General features: G+C 64.8%; 20 protein-coding genes and 1 tRNA gene. 19 read left to right on the forward strand and 2 right to left on the reverse strand.

The genetic code is table 11. The features are described from left to right. Positions 1-126 precede the first annotated feature (126 nt). The 5 genes from AC1DFU_RS11530 to AC1DFU_RS11550 all read left to right on the forward strand — a co-directional run bounded on the left by AC1DFU_RS11530 (position 127) and on the right by AC1DFU_RS11550 (position 4561). Positions 127-912: an SDR family oxidoreductase gene (locus AC1DFU_RS11530; RefSeq protein ID WP_092293307.1), complete on the forward strand. Its 786-nt coding sequence runs from the start codon at positions 127-129 to the stop codon at positions 910-912. Positions 913-1179: 267 nt separating this feature from the next. Then, the gene (locus tag AC1DFU_RS11535) at positions 1180-1773 is read left to right on the forward strand and encodes a TRAP transporter small permease (protein ID WP_092292776.1); all 594 of its coding nucleotides are present in this window, start codon (positions 1180-1182) and stop codon (positions 1771-1773) included. Further along, positions 1770-3074, forward strand: coding sequence for a TRAP transporter large permease (locus AC1DFU_RS11540; protein WP_441592145.1), 1305 nt, complete (start codon positions 1770-1772; stop codon positions 3072-3074). The genes AC1DFU_RS11535 and AC1DFU_RS11540 overlap by 4 nt, the downstream gene beginning before the upstream one ends. 37 nt (positions 3075-3111) lie before the next feature. After that, positions 3112-4140: a DctP family TRAP transporter solute-binding subunit gene (locus tag AC1DFU_RS11545; RefSeq protein WP_092292780.1), complete on the forward strand. Its 1029-nt coding sequence runs from the start codon at positions 3112-3114 to the stop codon at positions 4138-4140. A gap of 22 nt (positions 4141-4162) precedes the next feature. Continuing rightward, positions 4163-4561 (forward strand): acyl-CoA thioesterase, encoded by a 399-nt coding sequence (locus AC1DFU_RS11550; RefSeq protein WP_441592147.1) that lies wholly within the window; start codon positions 4163-4165, stop codon positions 4559-4561. Between the two features lie 22 nt (positions 4562-4583). Here the strand turns inward: AC1DFU_RS11550 and AC1DFU_RS11555 are convergent, their stop codons facing one another. Then, positions 4584-5129 (reverse strand): PAS and helix-turn-helix domain-containing protein, encoded by a 546-nt coding sequence (locus AC1DFU_RS11555; RefSeq protein WP_092292783.1) that lies wholly within the window; start codon positions 5127-5129, stop codon positions 4584-4586. A 211-nt stretch (positions 5130-5340) separates the two neighbouring features. Here AC1DFU_RS11555 and AC1DFU_RS11560 point away from each other — a divergent pair, with 211 nt between their 5' ends. Together AC1DFU_RS11560 and AC1DFU_RS11565 are read left to right on the forward strand one after the other, a co-directional pair. After that, the gene (locus AC1DFU_RS11560; protein ID WP_092292785.1) at positions 5341-6039 is read left to right on the forward strand and encodes a CoA transferase subunit A; all 699 of its coding nucleotides are present in this window, start codon (positions 5341-5343) and stop codon (positions 6037-6039) included. An 11-nt stretch (positions 6040-6050) separates the two neighbouring features. After that, complete coding sequence (locus tag AC1DFU_RS11565) at positions 6051-6689, forward strand: CoA transferase subunit B (protein WP_092292787.1); 639 nt, start codon at positions 6051-6053, stop codon at positions 6687-6689. 86 nt (positions 6690-6775) lie between these two features. Here the strand turns inward: AC1DFU_RS11565 and AC1DFU_RS11570 are convergent, their stop codons facing one another. Then, positions 6776-7552: a 3-hydroxybutyrate dehydrogenase gene (locus AC1DFU_RS11570; RefSeq protein WP_092292789.1), complete on the reverse strand. Its 777-nt coding sequence runs from the start codon at positions 7550-7552 to the stop codon at positions 6776-6778. 173 nt (positions 7553-7725) lie between these two features. On the opposite strand from AC1DFU_RS11570, the gene AC1DFU_RS11575 reads away from it, so the two are divergent. The 12 genes from AC1DFU_RS11575 (at position 7726) to AC1DFU_RS11630 (ending at position 19804) form a co-directional block, all read left to right on the forward strand. Next, positions 7726-8607 carry an alpha/beta fold hydrolase gene (locus AC1DFU_RS11575; RefSeq protein WP_092292791.1) on the forward strand — a complete coding sequence of 294 codons (882 nt, stop codon included), beginning with the start codon at positions 7726-7728 and terminating at the stop codon, positions 8605-8607. A gap of 39 nt (positions 8608-8646) precedes the next feature. Further along, positions 8647-9009, forward strand: coding sequence for a RidA family protein (locus AC1DFU_RS11580; RefSeq protein WP_092292793.1), 363 nt, complete (start codon positions 8647-8649; stop codon positions 9007-9009). 16 nt (positions 9010-9025) lie between these two features. Beyond that, positions 9026-11257: a RelA/SpoT family protein gene (locus AC1DFU_RS11585; RefSeq protein WP_477159859.1), complete on the forward strand. Its 2232-nt coding sequence runs from the start codon at positions 9026-9028 to the stop codon at positions 11255-11257. Between the two features lie 21 nt (positions 11258-11278). Next, positions 11279-11355: transfer RNA gene (locus tag AC1DFU_RS11590), tRNA-Val, on the forward strand. Between the two features lie 376 nt (positions 11356-11731). Further along, positions 11732-13639, forward strand: a complete 1908-nt coding sequence (gene thrS / locus AC1DFU_RS11595; RefSeq protein ID WP_092292797.1) for a threonine--tRNA ligase — start codon at positions 11732-11734, stop codon at positions 13637-13639. Between the two features lie 47 nt (positions 13640-13686). Further along, on the forward strand, positions 13687-14208 hold the full coding sequence (infC, locus tag AC1DFU_RS11600; protein ID WP_092292799.1) for a translation initiation factor IF-3: 522 nt from the start codon (positions 13687-13689) through the stop codon (positions 14206-14208). A 167-nt stretch (positions 14209-14375) separates the two neighbouring features. Further along, a complete protein-coding gene (gene rpmI, locus AC1DFU_RS11605; RefSeq protein ID WP_006575466.1) occupies positions 14376-14573 on the forward strand; it encodes a 50S ribosomal protein L35 in 198 nt (65 codons plus the stop codon). A 26-nt stretch (positions 14574-14599) separates the two neighbouring features. After that, positions 14600-14956, forward strand: a complete 357-nt coding sequence (gene rplT / locus AC1DFU_RS11610; RefSeq protein ID WP_092292801.1) for a 50S ribosomal protein L20 — start codon at positions 14600-14602, stop codon at positions 14954-14956. A 181-nt stretch (positions 14957-15137) separates the two neighbouring features. Next, positions 15138-16163, forward strand: a complete 1026-nt coding sequence (gene pheS, locus AC1DFU_RS11615) for a phenylalanine--tRNA ligase subunit alpha (protein ID WP_177219888.1) — start codon at positions 15138-15140, stop codon at positions 16161-16163. 66 nt (positions 16164-16229) lie between these two features. Continuing rightward, a complete protein-coding gene (pheT, locus tag AC1DFU_RS11620; protein WP_441592154.1) occupies positions 16230-18677 on the forward strand; it encodes a phenylalanine--tRNA ligase subunit beta in 2448 nt (815 codons plus the stop codon). 74 nt (positions 18678-18751) lie between these two features. After that, positions 18752-19168, forward strand: a complete 417-nt coding sequence (locus tag AC1DFU_RS11625; RefSeq protein ID WP_092292807.1) for an integration host factor subunit alpha — start codon at positions 18752-18754, stop codon at positions 19166-19168. 201 nt (positions 19169-19369) lie between these two features. Further along, positions 19370-19804, forward strand: coding sequence for a MerR family transcriptional regulator (locus tag AC1DFU_RS11630; RefSeq protein ID WP_092292809.1), 435 nt, complete (start codon positions 19370-19372; stop codon positions 19802-19804). Positions 19805-19829 lie beyond the last annotated feature (25 nt).

Raw genomic sequence — 19829 nt, forward strand, 5'->3', positions numbered from 1 at the left:
ACACCCTCAGGCAAGATATTTTTTGGAACGACCGTTCTTTTTTTTGGTATGCTGCCTTTCGCCCAGCAGATGGGGGCTGGCGGCACGCATCGGGCCCCGGCCGGATGCCTCCACACCGAGGTAATTATGGGTTTGTCGATCAATCTGGAAGGCAAGGTCGCGCTGGTGACCGGTGCCTCGAGCGGGCTGGGTACGCGCTTCGCCAATGTTCTGGCCTCCGCTGGCGCCAAGGTGGTACTGGCCTCGCGCCGTACCGAGCGACTCAAGGAGTTGCGTGCCTCGATCGAGGCCGATGGTGGCAGTGCCCACGTGGTGCGGCTCGACGTGACCGACCCGGACAGCATCCGCGCCGCTGTGGCGCATGCCGAGACCGAGGCGGGCGCCATCGATATCCTCGTCAACAATTCGGGCGTCTCCACCACGCAGAAGCTCACCGACGTGACGGCCGAGGACTTCGATTTCGTCTTCGACACCAACACGCGCGGCGCGTTCTTCGTGGCCCAGGAAGTGGCCAAGCGCATGATCGCGCGGGCCAAGGGCGCCGAGAAACAGGGCAATCCGCTGCCGCAGGCGCGCATCGTCAATATCGCGTCGGTGGCTGGGCTGAAGGTGCTGTCGCAGATCGGCGTGTACTGCATGAGCAAGGCCGCCGTGGTCCATATGACCAAGGCGATGGCGCTGGAATGGGCGCGCCATGGCATCAACACCAATGCGATCTGCCCCGGCTACATCGACACCGCCATCAACCATCATCACTGGGAAAGCGATGCGGGCCAGAAGCTGATCCAGATGCTGCCGCGCAAGCGGCTGGGCCAGCCCGAGGACCTCGACGGCCTGCTGTTGCTGCTGGCGTCCGATGCCTCGCGCTTCATCAACGGGGCGGTGGTCACGGCGGACGACGGCATGGTCTGAGCAGGATCTGAAGCAAGCCGTCAACGACAGGAATTGCCGAATACCGCACAATCCTGATGCCGGCCCCGCAACGCGCCACAAGCGCGGCGGGGCGGGCGCGTGGCCGAGCAGGGCTTATCCGGTCCCCTGCGCGTCTAAAGTTGTGCCGCGAGAGGCCAGAGTTGGCATAATCGCCGCTGGTTTCGAATGAAGTCCTTACATAAATAATCAGAAATATGCCGTAGTGGCCGCAATGGCCCGAGCGGCCCGGACCGGAGGCCGGGGGAGATGGTGCAAGACAATGAGGCACGGCGCGACGCCGTGCCGCAACACGTCGTGGATTCGGTGATCATTCCCGAAGCCGCCGACGAAGCCCGCGACACTGAATTCCGCATTTCGCCGCGCATCGAGGACTGGATTGGTGTGATCGTCATGGTGCTGCTGGTGGCCATCACGTTCGCCAACGTGGTGGTCCGCTACTTCACCGACGAATCCTTCGCCTGGACCGAGGAGTTCTCGGTCTTCCTGATGATCGTGCTGGCGCTGGTGGCCGGCAGCGCCGCCGTGGCGCGCGACCGCAATATCCGCATCGAGTTCTTCTTCGAACGGGGCAGCGCTGCGCGGCAGAAGCGGCTGGCCATCGTCTCCGCGCTGGGCGTGGCGGTGATGTTCCTGGCGCTGGCGGTGCTCGGCGTGCGGATTACCTGGGACGAATACGCGTTCGGCGAGACCTCGCCCGGCATTGGCGTGCCGAGCTGGTGGTACTCGATCTGGCTCCCGCTGTTTTCCGTGGCGATCGTGCTGCGCGCGCTGGCGCTGGCCTGGCGCAATGTCCGTGCGCTGCGGGCGCTGAGCGAGCAGGGCGGGGAGGGCGTGCAATGACGCTCGTCGCCATTATCCTGTTCGTGGTCTTTATCGGCCTGATGCTGCTGGGCGTGCCGATCGGCGTGTCGTTGGGGCTGGGCGGGTTGGTTGCCATCGGCCTGTCCAACCTCGATACGCAGATGTTCGGCCTGCTGGCCGTGCCGCAGAACTTCTACGCCGGCCTGGCCAAATATCCGCTGCTGGCGATTCCGATGTTCGTGCTGGTGGGGTCGATCTTCGACCGCTCCGGCGTGGCGGCGCGGCTGGTCACCTTCGCGATTGCGGTCGTGGGACGTGGCCCGGGCATGCTGCCGCTGGTGGCGATTCTCGTGGCGATGTTCCTCGGCGGCATCTCGGGCTCCGGTCCGGCCAACGCGGCGGCCGTGGGTGGCGTGATGATCGCGGCGATGTCGCGCGCGGGCTATCCGCCGGCGTACAGCGCGTCCGTGGTGGGCGCGGCGGCGGCTACCGACATCCTGATCCCGCCATCCGTCGCCTTCATTATCTATAGCGTGCTGGTGCCGGGCGCCTCGGTGCCGGCGCTGTTCGCGGCGGGCCTGATCCCCGGCGTGCTGGCTGGCGTGGCGCTGATCGTGCCGGCCGTGTGGCTGGCGCGCAAGCACAATATGGGGCAGATCGAGGCCGCGCTGCCGCGTCCGCCGTTCTGGAAGAGCCTGCGCGAGGCGGCGTGGGGCCTGGTAGCGCCGTTCCTGATCCTCGGCGGCATGCGTGCCGGCTGGTTCACCCCGACCGAGGCCGCCGTGGTGGCCGTGGTCTACGGGCTGTTCGTCGGCATGGTGATCTACCGCAGCATCGGCCTGCGCGACCTGTTCGTGATCTTCCAGGAAGCGGCCGAGACCTCGGCGGTGATCCTGCTCGTGGTGGCGCTGGCCGGCATCTTCGCCTACGCGCTGTCCACGCTCGGCGTGATCGACCCGCTGGCCCATGCCATCGCCAATTCCGGTTTGGGCGAATACGGCGTGCTGGCGCTGATCGTGCTGCTGCTGATGACGGTGGGCATGTTCCTGGATGGCATCTCGATTTTCCTGATCTTCGTGCCGCTGCTGCTGCCGATCTCGAATGCCTTCCACTGGAATCCGGTGTGGTTCGGGGTGGTGCTGACGCTCAAGGTGGCGCTGGGCCAGTTCACCCCGCCGCTGGCCGTGAACCTGATGGTGTCGTGCCGGATCGCCCGCGTGCGCATGGAGGAAACCGTGCCCTGGGTGATCTGGATGCTGCTGGCCATGTTCATCGCCATGCTGATGGTGCTGGCCTATCCGCCGCTGGCCACGTGGCTGCCCGACTACCTGGGCTATTGATCGAAATCAAACTAGAAACTGACGAGGAGATTCCCGCATGAAACGCCGTGCCCTGATGTTGTCCGTAGCCGCCACGATTGCCGCCGCCGCCCTGGCGCCGGCCGGTGCAATGGCCCAGAGCTACAAGTCCGAGTACAAGATGTCGCTGGTGCTGGGCCCCGCGTTCCCGTGGGGCAAGGGCGGCGAGATCTGGGCTGACCTGGTGCGCCAGCGCACCAGCGGTCGCATCAATATCAAGCTGTATCCGGGCACGTCGCTGGTGGCCGGCGACCAGACGCGCGAGTTCTCCGCCATCCGCCAGGGCGTAATCGACATGGCCGTGGGCTCCACGATCAATTGGTCGCCGCAGGTGAAGGAGCTGAACCTGTTCTCGCTGCCGTTCCTGATGCCCGACTACAAGGCGCTGGACGCGCTGACGCAGGGCGAAGTCGGCAAGTCGATGTTCGCCACGCTGGAAAAGGCCGGCGTGGTGCCGCTGGCCTGGGGCGAGAACGGCTTCCGCGAGGTGTCCAACTCGAAGCGCGAAATCCGCAAGCCGGAAGACCTCAAGGGCCTGAAGCTGCGCGTGGTGGGCTCGCCGCTGTACATCGAGACCTTCAACGCGCTGGGCGCCAACCCCACGCAGATGAGCTGGGCCGATGCGCAGCCGGCGATGGCCTCGGGCGCAGTGGACGGCCAGGAGAACCCGCAAAGCGTGTTCGCCGCCGCCAAGCTGTACACGGTGGGCCAGAAGTACGTGACCACCTGGGGCTACGTGGCCGATCCGCTGATCTTCGTGGTCAACAAGCAGATCTGGGAATCGTGGACCCCGGCTGACCGCGAAATCGTGAAGCAGGCCGCCATCGACGCCGGCAAGCAGGAAATCGCGCTGGCCCGCAAGGGCCTGGTGGAATCCGGCGCGCCGGCGTGGAAGGAGATGGAGCAGCATGGCGTGAAGGTGACGCAGCTGAGCCCGGCCGAGCACGACGCGTTCCGCAAGGCCACGGTCAAGGTCTACGACAAGTGGAAGAAGCAGATTGGCTCGGACCTCGTCGCCAAGGCGGAAACGGCGATTTCCAAGCGATAAACGATAGCGTCCGGGATTTGCGATGAAACACGTCTTCACCTACGTCATGCCCATCCGCTGGGGCGACATGGACGCCATGGGCCATGTCAACAACACGGTCTACTTCCAGTACCTGGAGCAGGCGCGGATCGAATGGTTCCGGTCGATTGGCCGGAACGGCAAGGATGAGAACGGCCAGGGGCCGGTCATCATCAACGCGCACATGACGTTTTTGAAGCAGTTGCGATTCCCGGGCGACATCGAGCTGCGCGTCTATGCGGGCCAGGTTGGCCGCACGAGCTTCGAGACGCGTATCGAGATCCGCCGCACGGACCTGCCCGACGTGATCTGGGCCGAGGGCGGCGCCAAGGTGGTGTGGAGCGACTACGCGGCGGAGAAGTCCGTGCCGGTGCCCGAGGCCATCCGGGCGCTGATCGCCTGATCCGGCGGGGGGGCAACGCCCCTCAGTGGTTCACCAGCCGCTGTACCAGGTCCACCGCTGTGTGGGCGCCGTATTTCTTCATCAGCCGGGCACGGTAGATGTCCACCGTGCGCGGGCTGATCGACAGCAGCTTGCCGATTTCCTTGCTGGTCTTGCCGTCCACCAGCTGCGCGGCGATGTCCCGCTCGCGCGCGGTCAGATCGGCCGTGACCGGCCGCTTCTGCGACAAATCCTCGAAGGTCCAGATCCCCGCCCCCAGCGGCTCGTGCCGATCCAGCGCGCGGCCGGTGACATGGCACCAGAACAGTTCCCCGTCGGCCCGCTTCATGATCCGTTCGTCCGAATACATGCCCTTGGTGTTCATGATCGGCACGATGCGGGCGCCGGTGCGCTCGAACTCGTCGGCGGTGGGGTAGAGCACCTGGAAGGACTCGCCCACCAGCGCGTCGCGCGTGGTGTGGAAGATCCGGCAGACCTCGTCGTTACAGTCCTCGATCACGCGCGCGCGGGACAGCACCAGCCCCACCGGGGCGAGCTGGAAAGCGGTCTGGTAGTCGATGGGGGGCATTGTCCCTTATGTACTTTTACGTAATGGCGCTGCCGGCACCCGTTGACGTATGCTTGCGGTCGGCAGCGGACGCCAGCCAGTCACCCGGCTGACAGCCGATTGTACCGTTACAATTTCCCGGCGTGGCGCATGGCGCCCGTGGGACCAAAATGCCGAGGGACCGCCCCCATCCGGGGAGAATCCCCGCCGGACTACCGAGGAAGGAGCAAACATGAACAAGGTCTACGCCAGTGCCGCGGAGGCGCTCGCGGGCGTCGTGCGCGACGGCCAGACGATCGCCGTGGGCGGTTTCGGCCTGTGCGGCATCCCCGAGGCGCTGATCGGCGCCCTGCGCGACAGCGGCGCCAAGCAACTCACTTGCATCTCGAACAACGCCGGCGTGGACGGCTTCGGCCTGGGCCTGCTGCTGGCCACGCGCCAGATCAGCAAGATGATCTCGTCGTACGTGGGCGAGAACAAGGAGTTCGAGCGCCAGTACCTGGCCGGCGAACTCGAGCTGGAATTCACGCCGCAGGGCACCCTGGCCGAGAAGCTGCGCGCCGGCGGCGCCGGCATCCCCGCCTTCTTCACCAAGACCGGCGTGGGCACCATCGTGGCCGACGGCAAGGAAATCCGCGAATTCGACGGCCAGCAGTACGTCATGGAGCGTTCGCTGACCGCCGACGTGGCTCTGGTCAAGGCCTACAAGGCCGACAAGGCCGGCAACCTGGTCTTCCGCCGCACCGCGCGCAACTTCAACCCGATGTGCGCGATGGCCGGCAAGATCACCGTGGCCGAGGTCGAGGAAATCGTCGAAGTGGGCGAGATCGATCCGGACGACGTGCACCTCGCGGGCATCTTCGTGCAGCGCCTGGTGCTGAACGCCACCCCCGAGAAACGCATCGAACAGCGCACCGTGCGTGCCAAGTAAGGAGAGACATCATGGCATGGACACGTGACGAAATGGCCGCGCGCGCGGCCCGCGAACTCCAGGACGGGTTCTACGTGAACCTCGGCATCGGCCTGCCGACGCTGGTGGCCAACCACGTGCCGGAAGGCATGGAGGTCTGGCTCCAGTCCGAGAACGGCCTGCTCGGTATCGGCCCGTTCCCGACCGAGGACGAAGTGGACGCCGACATGATCAACGCCGGCAAGCAGACCGTGACGACGCTGGCGGGCTCGTCGATCTTCTCGTCGGCGGACTCGTTCGCGATGATCCGCGGCGGCCACATCAACCTGGCCATCCTCGGCGCGATGCAGGTGAGCCAGCACGGCGACCTGGCCAACTGGATGATCCCGGGCAAGATGGTCAAGGGCATGGGTGGCGCGATGGACCTCGTGGCCGGCGTCGGCCGCGTGGTGGTCCTGATGGAACACACCGCCAAGAAGAAGGACGGCACCGAGGACATCAAGATCATGGCCGACTGCAACCTGCCGCTGACCGGCGTGGGCGTGGTCAACCGCATCATCACCGACCTCGGCGTGATCGACGTGACCTCCGATGGCCTGAAGCTCGTGGAAACGGCGCCCGGCGTCAGCCGCGAGGAAATCCAGGCGAAGACGGGCGCGACGCTGCTGTAAGCGAATCACTTGCCGCAAAAACAAAAACCCCCGCCAGCGCAAGCCGGCGGGGGTTTTTGTGTCTTGGGGCGGGGGCCGGGTCGGCCTTACTGCGCCACCCAGCCGCCATCCATGTTCCAGATCGCGCCGCGCACCTGGCGGGCGGCCTCGCTGGAGAGGAACACGGCCAGCGCGCCCAGTTCCTCCGGCGTTACGAACTGGCCGGACGGCTGCTTTTCGATCACCAGTTCGCGCTTGGCCTGCTCGATCGGAATGCCCTCGCGCTCCGCGCGCGCTTCCACCTGTTTCTGGACCAGCGGCGTCAGCACCCAGCCCGGGCAGATCGCGTTGGCCGTCACGCCGGTCTGCGCGGTTTCCAGCGCTGTAACCTTGGTGAAACCGACGATGCCGTGCTTGGCGGCCACATAGGCGGACTTTTCCGCCGACGCCACCAGCCCGTGCGTGGAAGCCACGTTGATGATCCGCCCCCAGTTCTTGGCCTTCATCGACGGCAGCGCGAGCCGCGTCGTGTGGAAGGCCGAGGTCAGGTTGATGGCGATGATTGCGTCCCACTTGTCCGTCGGAAATTCTTCAATTTTCGCGACAAACTGGATGCCCGCGTTGTTGACGAGGATGTCCACGCCGCCGAAGTCGCGCTCGGCGTAGCGCATCATGTCCTCGATCTCGGCCGCCTTGCTCATGTCCGCGCCGTGGTAGCCCACCTGGATGCCGCTGCCCGCGCGCGCGATCTCCGCCTTTGCGCCGTCCGCGTCACCAAAACCGTTGGCGATGATGTTGGCGCCCTGCGCCGCCAGTGCCTGCGCGATGCCGAGTCCGATCCCACTGGTCGAGCCAGTCACCAGTGCCGTCTTGCCTTTGAGCATGTAAGCCTCCGTCGGGAGTAGGGGGGTGATGTGCTGTGGCATTGTACTCGCAGGGCGTACAATCCTGCTTTGCCCAAACGCCCGGAATCTTCCGGAGCGGGGTCGTAATTTGCTGAGAATTGCGGCCAGCATTTGCCCCCGAAACGTAGTCCCCACTCTCGCAGGGAGTTCAGATGTCTTCCAGCCCGCGCCTCGGCTTCGTTCAGTGCATCAGTCCCGCCGGCCTGCATCGCATGGCCTATCACGAGTGGGGCGACCCGGCCAATCCGCGCGTGCTGATGTGCGTGCATGGACTGACCCGCACCGGGCGCGACTTCGATACCGTGGCGCGCGCGCTGTCTGGCGACTATCGCGTGATCTGCCCCGATGTGGCGGGACGCGGGCGCTCCGAATGGCTGGCCGATCCGCGCCGCTACATCGTGCCGCAATATGTCTCGGACATGGTCACGCTGATCGCCCGGCTCAACGTGGAGCAGGTGGACTGGTTCGGCACGTCGATGGGCGGGCTGATCGGCATGGGGCTGGCGAGCCTGCCCAAGTCGCCGATCCGCAAGCTGCTGCTCAATGACGTCGGCCCCCGGCTGGCCCCGCAGGCGGTGGAGCGCATCGGCGCCTACCTCGGGCTGCCGGTGCGGTTCAAGACCTTCGAGGAAGGGCTGGCTTATCTCCAGACCATCAGCGCCTCGTTCGGCCGCCACACGCCCGAGCAGTGGCGCGAGCTGAACGGCGCGATCCTGAAGCCGGTGCAGGCCGCAGAGGGCATGGARTGGGGYTTGCATTACGATCCCGCGCTGGCGGTGCCGTTCAAGGAGACCACGCCGGAGATGGTGCTGGCCGGCGAGGCCGCGCTCTGGATGATGTTCGAGGCCATCCAGGGCCCGACGCTGGTGGTGCGCGGCGCGCAGTCCGACCTCCTGCTGCGCGAGACCATGGCCGAGATGCAGGCACGTGGCAAACAGGTTTCCACGGTGGAAGTCCCCGATGTGGGGCATGCGCCGACATTTATCGATCCGGCCCAGGTAGCCATCGCCCGGGACTTCTTCCTGGGCACGTGAGGCCGAGCCGGATCCTATCCCGAACTTAATGGAATTGCGATGAGTACCAATGCCCTGAAGCGCGCCCACGTGGGCGCGCGCCTCTCCGAGTACGCGGTCTACAACGGTGTGGTCTATCTGGCTGGCCAGGTGCCGGAAGTGGACCCCAAGGCGGACCTGCGCGGCCAGACGCGCGAGGTGCTGGGCCATATCGACCGCCTGCTGGCCGAGGCCGGCAGCGACAAGACGCGCATCCTGTCGTGCCAGATCTTCCTGACCGACGTGACCCGCATCGGCGAGATGAACGAGGTCTGGGACGCCTGGGTGCCGCAGGGCAACACGCCGCCCCGCGCCACCGTCGAGGCGAAGCTGGGCAACCCAGACTACCTGATCGAAGTGGTGGTGACGGCCGCCCTGAATTGATGGTGGATGGTTTGACATGGTGACGTCCACCGATCTCACGAGCCAGGTCGCCGGCGTGCCCGATGCCGGGCTGGTCGAGCGCGCGCTGGCTTTCGTGCGCGAGACCGCCGACGGGGCGACGCCCGCGATGCTGCCCACCGGCGAGACCGTCCTGTCTCACGCCGAGGGGATGCTGCGCATCCTCGACGGCCTGCGCGTGGATGACGCCGCGCGCGCCGCGGCCTGCCTGTTCGCGATGGCGGCCTTCGTGCCGGACACCGAGCCCGAGATCGAGCCGCGTTTTGGCGAGGAAGTCGCGCGGCTGGTGAAGGGCGTGCGACAACTGTTGCGCATCGGCGCCATCGCGGTGTCGCAGACCGATGTCTCGGAATCGTCGAAATCCGAAGTCGCCGCCCGCCAGGAGCAGGTGGAGGCGCTGCGCAAGATGCTGCTGGCCTTCGCCCAGGACATCCGCGTGGTGCTGGTGCGGCTGGCCTCGCGGCTCCAGACGCTGCGCTGGCTCGCGCAGACCAAGAACATGCCGCTGCCGGGCGTGGCGCGCGAGACGCTGGACATCTACGCGCCACTGGCCAACCGGCTCGGGATCTGGCAGATGAAGTGGGAGTTGGAGGACCTTGCTTTCCGCTTCGAACAGCCCGATACCTACAAGCGCATCGCAAAACTGCTAGACGAGAAGCGGATCGAGCGCGAGAGCTATATCTCGCAGGCGATCGAGCGGCTGCAGTCGGAACTGGCCTCGGCCGGCATCCCCGCCGAGGTCACCGGCCGGCCCAAGCACATCTACAGCATCTGGAAGAAGATGYGCGGCAAGGAACTCGATTTTGCCGATTTGTACGATGTGCGCGCGTTCCGCGTGATCGTGGATGACATCAAGGATTGCTACACGGTCCTCGGCATCGTCCACCATATCTGGCAGCCGATTCCGCGCGAGTTCGACGACTATATTTCCCGACCGAAGTCCAACGGCTACAAGTCCCTGCACACGGTGGTCATCGGCGACGATGGCCGCGCGTTCGAGGTGCAGATCCGCACGCAGGAGATGCACCACTTCGCCGAATACGGCGTGGCGGCGCACTGGCGCTACAAGGAAGCCGGCAGCAAGGGCTACAGCGGACAGTTCTCGGCCAGCGAACGCTACGACGAGAAGATCGCGTGGCTGCGCCAGTTGCTGGCGTGGAAGGACGATGCCGACCACTCGGTCGCGCACGAGGATTCGCCGTGGGAGCAACTCAAGCATGCGGCCATCGACGACCATATCTATGTGCTGACCCCGCAGGCGCGCGTGGTGGCGATGCCGCAGGGCGCTACGCCGGTGGACTTCGCCTATTACCTGCATAGCGATCTCGGCCACCGCTGCCGTGGCGCGCGCGTGGACGGGGCGATGGTGCCGCTGAACACGCCGCTACGGAACGGGCAGACCGTGGAGATCGTGGCGGTGAAGCAGGGCGGGCCGTCGCGCGACTGGCTCAACACGGAACTTGGCTATCTTGCGAGTAGCCGGGCGCGGTCCAAGGTGCGCGCGTGGTTCAACGCGCTGGACTCACAGGAGACCATCGCGCAGGGCCGGGCGCTGATCGAAAAAACCCTGCAGCGCGAGGGCAAGACGGCTGTCAACCTCGACGACCTGGCCAGCCGGCTCAGCTTCAAGACGCCGGAGGACCTGTTCGCGGCGGTGGCGAAGGAGGAGTTCAGCCTGCGTCACGTGGAGCATGCGCTGCGGCACCCGGAGGGCGAGGCCCAGCCGCAATTCAACGAGGAAGAGGCCGTCACCAAGAAGAGCCGCGCGACCAGCGTGGCGCGCGGCGCCAAGAGCGGCGTGCTGGTGGTGGGGGTGGATTCGCTGATGACGCAGATGTCGCGCTGCTGCAAGCCGGCGCCGCCGGACGAGATTGTCGGATTCGTCACGCGCGGGCGCGGCGTGTCGATCCATCGCCGCAATTGCCATACGTTCCAGCAGTTGTCGTCGCGCGCGCCCGAGCGCGTGATCCAGACGGAATGGGGCAAGCGCAGCGATGCCGTGTACCCGGTGGACATCCACGTGGAAGCGGTGGACCGCCAGGGCCTGCTGCGCGATATCTCCGAAGTGCTGTCACGCGAGAAGATCAACGTCACCGGCGTGAAGACGCTTTCGAGCAAGGGCGTGGCGAAGATGCAGTTCACGGCCGAGGTCTCGGAAGCCACGCAGCTGCAACGTGCGCTTTCCATCATCGAAGATGTACAAGGGGTGTTGCAGGCGAAAAGAAAGTGATGCTATACTTGCGGCTTCGCTAGGCTCGTAGCTCAGCTGGTTAGAGCACCACCTTGACATGGTGGGGGTCGTTGGTTCGAGTCCAATCGAGCCTACCAACGAATTGCAGTAAAGCAGTAAAAATACGTATTACCCCGTCGGCATCGAAGGCTGGCGTGACGGCAGATCCGATCGACTTCTACAGGCACGGAAACGCATCATGAACAAGACAACTCGAACTACTACCGCTGGTTAGCGACAGTAGTCGAGGTGCGCCTTCGCCCCGGGGTGATCCGGGTAGATTGAGAAAAACGCGGCCTTGGCCGCGTTTTTTTTTCGTCTGTCGTTCGCCAGCGGCCTGATAAGCTGCCGCATCGTCCGCGATGCGCGGCAAGAAACAAATGGTGGCTGGCTTCGCCGCTGCCGCAGACTTTGACTTTGATCCGCCCGCCAAGGCGCAGAATGCCGGCGAGCGGACCCCTCAAAAGGTGCAAGATGATCGCAATCACGCTGCCGGACGGTTCCCGTCGCGAGTTCCCCGGCCCCGTCACGGTGGCCGAAGTGGCCCAGAGCATCGGCTCGGGCCTGGCCAAGGCGGCACTCGCCGGCAAGGTCGATGGCCAGCTCGTCGATACGAGCTACCGGATCGACCGTGACGCCGCGCTCGCCATCGTCACGGACAAGGACGCCGATGGCGTCGACGTGATCCGCCACTCGACGGCTCACTTGCTGGCCTACGCCGTCAAGGAGCTGTATCCCGAGGCGCAGGTGACGATCGGCCCGGTCATCGACAACGGTTTCTACTACGACTTCGCCTACAAGCGCCCCTTCACGCCCGAAGACCTCGTCGCCATCGAGAAGAAGATGACGGAACTGGCCCGCAAGGACGAGAAAGTCACGCGCGAAGTGTGGAACCGCGACGAGGCGGTGGCGCTGTTCGAGTCGATGGGCGAGAAGTACAAGGCCGAGATCATCGCGTCGATTCCGGCGGATCAGGAAATCGGCCTCTATCGCGAAGGCAATTTCGTCGATCTGTGCCGCGGCCCGCACGTGCCGTCCACGGGCAAGCTCAAGGTCTTCAAGCTGATGAAGGTGGCCGGTGCCTACTGGCGCGGCGATTCGAACAACGAGATGCTCCAGCGCGTCTACGGCACGGCCTGGGCGAAGAAGGAAGACCAGGACGCCTACCTGACGATGCTGGAAGAGGCCGAGAAGCGCGATCACCGCAAGCTTGGCAAGCTGCTCGACCTGTTCCACCTGCAGGAGGAAGCGCCGGGCATGGTGTTCTGGCACCCGAAGGGCTGGCAGGTCTGGCAGGCCGTGGAGCAGTACATGCGCGGCCGCCTGGGCGAGGCCAAGTACGAAGAAGTCCGCACGCCGCAGGTGATGGATCGTTCGCTCTGGGAAAAGTCCGGCCACTGGCAGAACTACAAGGAGAACATGTTCGTCACGGAATCGGAGAAGCGCGACTACGCGATCAAGCCGATGAACTGCCCCGGACATGTGCAGATCTTCAACCACGGGCTGCGTTCGTACCGTGACCTGCCGCTGCGCCTGGCTGAGTTCGGCGCCTGCCATCGCAACGAGCCGTCGGGTGCGCTGCACGGGCTGATGCGCGTGCGCGGCTTTGTGCAGGATGATGCGCACATCTTCTGCACGGAAGCGCAGATCGTGGAAGAGGCGAAGGCGTTCAACGAACTCGCGTTCTCGATCTATGACGATTTCGGCTTCAAGGACGTGGCGGTCAAGCTGTCGCTGCGCCCGCCCCAGCGCGCCGGTTCGGACGAGATCTGGGATCACGCCGAGGAAGGCCTGCGCCTGGCGCTGCGTGCCTGCGGCGTGGAGTGGGAAGAGCTGCCGGGTGAGGGCGCCTTCTACGGCCCGAAGGTCGAATACCACATCAAGGACGCCATCGGCCGCTCGTGGCAGTGCGGCACGCTGCAGCTGGATCTGGTGCTGCCGGAGCGGCTGGGTGCTGAATACGTCGCCGAGGACAACTCGCGCAAGCGTCCGGTCATGCTCCACCGCGCCATTCTCGGTTCGTTCGAGCGCTTCCTGGGCATCCTGCTCGAAAACCATGCGGGTGCCTTGCCCGCCTGGCTCGCGCCCGAGCAGGTGGTGGTCCTGAATATTGCCGATTCGCAGTCGGAATATGCCGAAAGCGTCGTGCAACTCTTGCAAAAACAAGGGTTTAGGGCCAAGGCCGATTTGCGTAACGAGAAAATTACGTATAAAATCCGCGAGCATTCTCTCCAGAAGATTCCCTACCTGCTGGTAGTGGGCGAAAAGGAGAAGGATGCCAGTCAAGTGGCCGTGCGTGCCCGTGGCAACGTGGATCTGGGTGTGATGCCCGTCTCCGCGTTTGTGGAACGTCTCCAACAGGACGTTGCCAACAAGGCCTGAGGGTGCTGAGCACGGCTTGTTTTTTTGTCTTCTTGAGGTAACGGAACATCGCTACAGACAAAGGTCACCGTATCAACCGTGAGATCAGCGCGCCGGAACTGCGCCTGGTAGGGGTTGATAACGAGCAGCTCGGCATCGTCAAGTTCATGGACGCATTGCGCCTGGCCGAGGACAAGGACTTGGATCTCGTGGAAATCGCGCCCAACGCGGCTCCACCCGTGGCCCGCATCATGGACTACGGCAAGTTCAAGTATGAGGAAGCCAAGCGCGCCCATGACGCCAAGCTCAAGCAGAAGATCATCCAGGTCAAGGAAGTGAAGTTCCGCCCTGGCACGGATGATGGCGACTACAACGTCAAGCTGCGCAACCTGAAGCGTTTCCTGGAAGATGGTGACAAGACCAAGATCACGCTGCGTTTCCGCGGCCGTGAGATGGCCCACCAGGAAATCGGTGCGCGCGTGCTGGAGCGTCTGAAGGCGGACCTGGAGGAGTTGGGTCAGGTCGAGCAGATGCCGAAGATGGAAGGCCGCCAGATGGTGATGGTGCTGGCCCCCAAGAAGAAGAAGTAATTCTCGCGCGGGGCGACGGCCGGGGTGCCAGGTGCATCCCGGCGTCGTGCTGCGCGGAAAACAGTATGCGGTCCCCGTGGCTGCGTACAAAAACAAGTGGATGCGGGTCTTGCAAGCGTCGGCGTGAGCCGTCCACCTGCATGCATGTCATAGAGCTGGAGTTTTTCATGCCTAAGATGAAGACCAAGAAAAGCGCCTCCAAGCGCTTTACGGCGCGCCCGAACGGTTCGTTCAAGCGCGGCCAGGCCTTCAAGCGTCACATCCTGACCAAGAAGACCACCAAGAACAAGCGTCAACTGCGCGGCACCCAGGACGTCCATGAGACGAACCTGAAGTCGGTTCGCGCGATGATGCCCTACGCATAACCCAACGACAACGAAAGGAGTAATACATGCCTCGAGTCAAACGTGGGGTCACTGCACGGGCCCGTCACAAGAAAGTCATCGACGCTGCCAAGGGTTACCGCGGCCGTCGCAATAACGTCTATCGTATCGCCAAGCAGGCGGTCATGCGTGCTGGCCAGTACGCATACCGCGATCGTCGCAACAAGAAGCGCGTGTTCCGCGCGCTCTGGATTGCACGTATCAACGCGGCAACGCGTGAGCATGGCCTGACCTACAGCGTGTTCATGAACGGCCTGAAGAAGGCTTCGATTGAACTGGACCGCAAGGTGCTGTCGGACATGGCTATCCACGACAAGCCTGCCTTTGCCGCCATCGTCAACCAGGTGAAAGCCTCCGTTGCCTGATGCCGGCTGCGGAAGCGCCCCAGGGCGCTTCCCGGCAAGCGCCGACCGCCAGGTCTGCTGAAACGGGGCTCCTCACCGAGCCCCGTTTTCATTTCGAATGCCGTGTCATGCGCACTGAAACGGCACCCGAAATGAGATACCGCACACAGTGCTAACCCTTTCCACGATTGCCGTCATGTCCCTGGATCTGGATCAAATCGTCGCCGATGCACAGGCCGCCTTCGCCGCCGCCAACGACAACGCCACGCTGGAAAATGAAAAGGCCCGCTTCCTGGGCAAGACCGGGGCGCTGACCGAGCTGCTCAAGGGCCTGGGCAAGCTCGACCCCGAGGCGCGCAAGACCGAAGGCGCGCGTATCAACCAGATCAAGCAGCAGGTGGAAGGTGCGCTGCAAGCGCGCCGCCAGGCGCTGGCTGATGCGCTGATGAACGCGCGTCTGGCCGCCGAGGCCATCGACGTGACGCTGCCCGGCCGCGCCACGTCGCGCGGCAGCCTGCATCCGGTCATGCGCACGTGGGAGCGCGTGGAGCAGATCTTCGGCTCCATCGGCTTCGACGTGGCGGATGGTCCCGAGATCGAGACCGACTGGATGAACTTCACCGCGCTGAACAACCCGGACAACCATCCGGCCCGTTCGATGCAGGACACGTTCTATGTGGACGGCCGCGACAGCGACGACAAGCTGCTGCTCCTGCGCACGCACACCAGCCCGATGCAGGTGCGCTACGCCCGCATGCACGTGCAGAAGTACGCCGGCAAGGACATGCCGCCGATCAAGGTGATCTGCCCGGGCCGCACCTACCGCGTGGACAGCGACGCTACGCACTCGCCGATGTTCAACCAGGTGGAAGGACTGTGGATTGGCGAGCATGTGAGCTTTGCCGACCTGAAGGGCGTCTACACCGATTTCCTGCGCAAGTTCTTCGAGCGCGATGACATCCAGGTGCGCTTCCGCCCGTCGTACTTCCCGTTCACCGAGCCGTCGGCGGAAATCGACATGGCCTTCGGCAGCGGCCGCTGGCTGGAGATCTCGGGCTCGGGCCAGGTACATCCGAACGTGCTGCGCAACATGGGCCTCGACCCCGAGCGCTATATCGGCTTCGCGTTCGGCTCCGGCCTCGAGCGCCTGACGATGCTGCGCTATGGCATCAACGACCTGCGGCTGTTCTTCGAAGGCGACGTGCGCTTCCTGCGCCAGTTCGCCTGACCTGTCCCAGGCCGCATCGCCCATCGTCACAGAACATCACAGAATACCTACCGGATCAGAAGCGCCATGCAATTCTCGGAATCCTGGCTTCGTACTTTCGCCAATCCTGAAAAGATCTCGACCGACGCGCTGTCGCACAGCCTGACCATGGCCGGGCTCGAGGTGGAAGAGGTTGGCCCCGTCGCGCCGCCGTTCAGCAAGATCGTCGTGGCCCGTGTGCTGGCCACCGAGCGCCATCCCAACGCCGACCGTCTCAATGTCTGCCAGGTCGATGCCGGCACCGGCGAGACGCTCCAGATCGTCTGCGGCGCGCCCAACGTCAAGCCCGGCATCCTGGTGCCGTGCGCGATGGTCGGCGCCGTGCTGCCGCCGGCGGAAGCGGGCGGCGCGCCGTTCGAGATCAAGATCGGCAAGCTGCGTGGCGTGGAAAGCTACGGCATGTTGTGCTCGGCGCGCGAGCTGAAGCTGTCCGAGGATCACGGCGGCCTGATGGTCCTGCCGGACGACGCCCCGGTCGGCCAGGATATTCGTCAGTATCTGGATCTGGACGATCAGATTTTCACGATCAAGCTGACGCCGAACAAGGCGGACTGCCTGTCGATCCACGGCGTGGCGCGTGAAGTTTCCGCGCTGACCGGCGCCGCGCTGACGCTGCCGGACATGAAGCCGGTGACCGTCACGCTCGCCGACAAGCTGCCGGTGAAGATCTCGGCGCCGGACCTCTGCGGCCGCTTCTCGGGCCGTGTGATCCGCGGTGTGAACGCGCGTGCCGCCACCCCCGCGTGGATGGTGCAGCGCCTGGAGCGCTCGGGCCAGCGCAGCATCTCGGCGCTGGTGGACATCTCCAACTATGTGATGCTGGAGCTGGGCCGTCCGAGCCACGTGTTCGATCTCGACAAGATCCACGGCGGGCTGGACGTACGCTGGGGCCGCAAGGGCGAGCAGCTCAAGCTGCTGAACGGCAACACGGTCGACGTGGACGAGCAGGTGGGCGTGATCGCCGACGACAAGGAGATCGAGAGCCTGGCCGGCATCATGGGCGGTGACAGCACCGCCGTGTCGCTGGACACGACCAACATCTACCTGGAAGCCGCATTCTGGTGGCCGAACGCCATCCAGGGCCGCGCGCGCCGCTACAACTTCTCGACCGATGCCGCACACCGCTTCGAACGCGGCGTGGACTACGCCACGACGGTAGAGCACATCGAGCGCATTACCGCGCTGATCCTCGACATCTGCGGCGGCCAGGCCGGCCCGGTGGACGATCAGGTCGTGAACCTGCCCGAGCGCAAGCCGGTGAGCCTGCGCGTGGCGCGTGCCGAGCGCGTGCTGGGCATCGAACTGTCTTCGGCCGCCATCGCCGACGTGTTCCAGCGCCTGAACCTGCCGTTCACGCGCTCGGAAGGCGCCGAGGGCGAGGTGTTCGCCGTCACGCCGCCGAGCTACCGCTTCGACATCGAGATCGAGGAAGACCTGATCGAGGAAGTGGCGCGCATCTATGGCTTCGAGCGGATTCCCACGCTGCCGCCGATCGCCGAGAGCGAGATGCGTCCGACCAACGAGGCACGCCGCTCTACCCATGTGGTGCGTCACGCGCTGGCCGCCCGCGACTACCAGGAGGTGATCAACTTCGCCTTCGTGGAAGAGAAGTGGGAGCGTGACTTCGCCAGCAACGACAACCCGATCCGCCTGCTGAACCCGATCGCGAGCCAGCTGGCCGTGATGCGTTCGACGCTGCTTGGCGGGCTGGTGGACAAGGTCCGTTACAACCTCAACCGCAAGGCCGCGCGCGTGCGCCTGTTCGAAGTGGGCCGCGTGTTCCATCGCGACGGCAACGTGACGGATGGCGGCCTGACCGTGGCTGGCTATCACCAGCCGATGGTGGCCGCCGGCATCGCCTACGGCCCGGCATTCGACGAGCAGTGGGGTATCGCCACGCGTCCGGTGGACTTCTTCGATGTGAAGGGCGACGTGGAGTCGCTGTTCCATCCGCGTACGGCGCGTTTCGAGCCGGTGGCGCATCCCGCGCTGCATCCGGGCCGCGCCGCGCGTGTGATCGTGGACGGCAAGCCGGTTGGCGTGGTGGGCGAGCTGCACCCACGCTGGCTCCAGGAATACGAGCTGACGCAAGCGCCCGTGGCCTTCGAGCTGGACCTTGATGCCCTGCGCGACGTCGGTCTGCCGGCGTACACAGAGATCTCGAAGTTCCCGGCCGCCGTGCGCGACCTGGCCGTGGTGGTCAAGCAGTCGGTGCGCGTGCAGGACCTGCTCGATGCGATGCGCGCGGCGCTGGACCAAGGCGGTTTTGGCCACTACGTGCAGAGCCTGGTGCTGTTCGACGAGTTCCGTCCGAAGGCGGCTTCGGCCGCCATCGGGGCTGACGAGAAAAGCCTTGCGTTCCGTGTGACGTTGCAAGATACTGGGGCGACCCTCCAGGACGAGACGGTCGACAGCGCGGTGCGCTGTATGATCGATGCGCTGGCAGCGGGCTTCTCGGCCCGTCTGCGCGGATAGGTCGCTGAAACCTGGGGCGTCCGGGCACAGCTCCCGGGCGGATCGCCAGACAGACCTCAGAAGAGCGATCAAGAATGAACGATCGAGACGCGAATTCCATGAATGCTGCAGACCTGGGCGAGGTCAGCGACCGGCACGCCGCCTCACTGGACGACGCATCGCCGGAAGCCCGCGCGACCGAAGTGCCCACCCTCACGAAGGCCGAACTTGCAGAGATGCTGTTCGACCAGGTTGGCCTGAACAAACGTGAATCCAAGGACATGGTCGAAGCCTTCTTCGACGTGATTCGTGAAGCCTTGGAACATGGTGACAGCGTCAAGCTGTCCGGCTTCGGCAACTTCCAGTTGCGCGACAAGCCGCAGCGTCCAGGCCGCAACCCCAAGACGGGCGAAATCATCCCCATCACCGCGCGCCGCGTGGTGACGTTCCACGCCAGCCAGAAACTCAAGGGCCTGGTCGAGGAGCGCGCCGATCTGGCTGTGCCGGGCTGACGGTCCGCTGCTGGGAGTTTTCCGCTGGCGTTTCGCGCTGGCGCCTCCCGGCGCGTCGCGGCTGTCCGACACGCCACGCCACGCCTCCTGCCTCGAACGGTGGATTGCCCACGGCACTTGCAGTCTGTATCCTGCAATGCTCGCGCGCATGTCGCGCCAACCGAGTCGCGCCTTTCGGCCTGACGCCTGACTTCCCATCGCATGTCGGAAAAATCCAGCGAGCGCGTTGCGCTGCCGCCGATTCCCGCAAAACGCTACTTCACGATTGGCGAAGTGAGCGAGCTTTGCGCCGTCAAGCCGCACGTGCTGCGGTACTGGGAACAGGAGTTCACCCAGCTCAAGCCGGTGAAGCGGCGCGGCAATCGACGTTACTATCAGCATCACGAAGTGCTGCTGATCCGGCGTATCCGCGAGTTGCTGTACGAGCAGGGATTCACCATCAACGGGGCGCGCAACCGCCTCGACGATGGTCGCCATCATGGCCTCGGCGCGCCGCTGGAGGAGGGCGAGACCGAGTCGGTGGTGCCGGTCGCCACGGCGCCTGTGCTGTCGGTCGACCTCAATACTTTGCGCGGCGAGCTGGTGGCAGTGCAAAACCTGCTGGCGCAATTGAAAGAGATCGCGCGGCATGGATAATTTTGCAATGCGCCGTGCCAATGAC

Source organism: Cupriavidus sp. 10L45 (genome assembly GCF_056395225.1).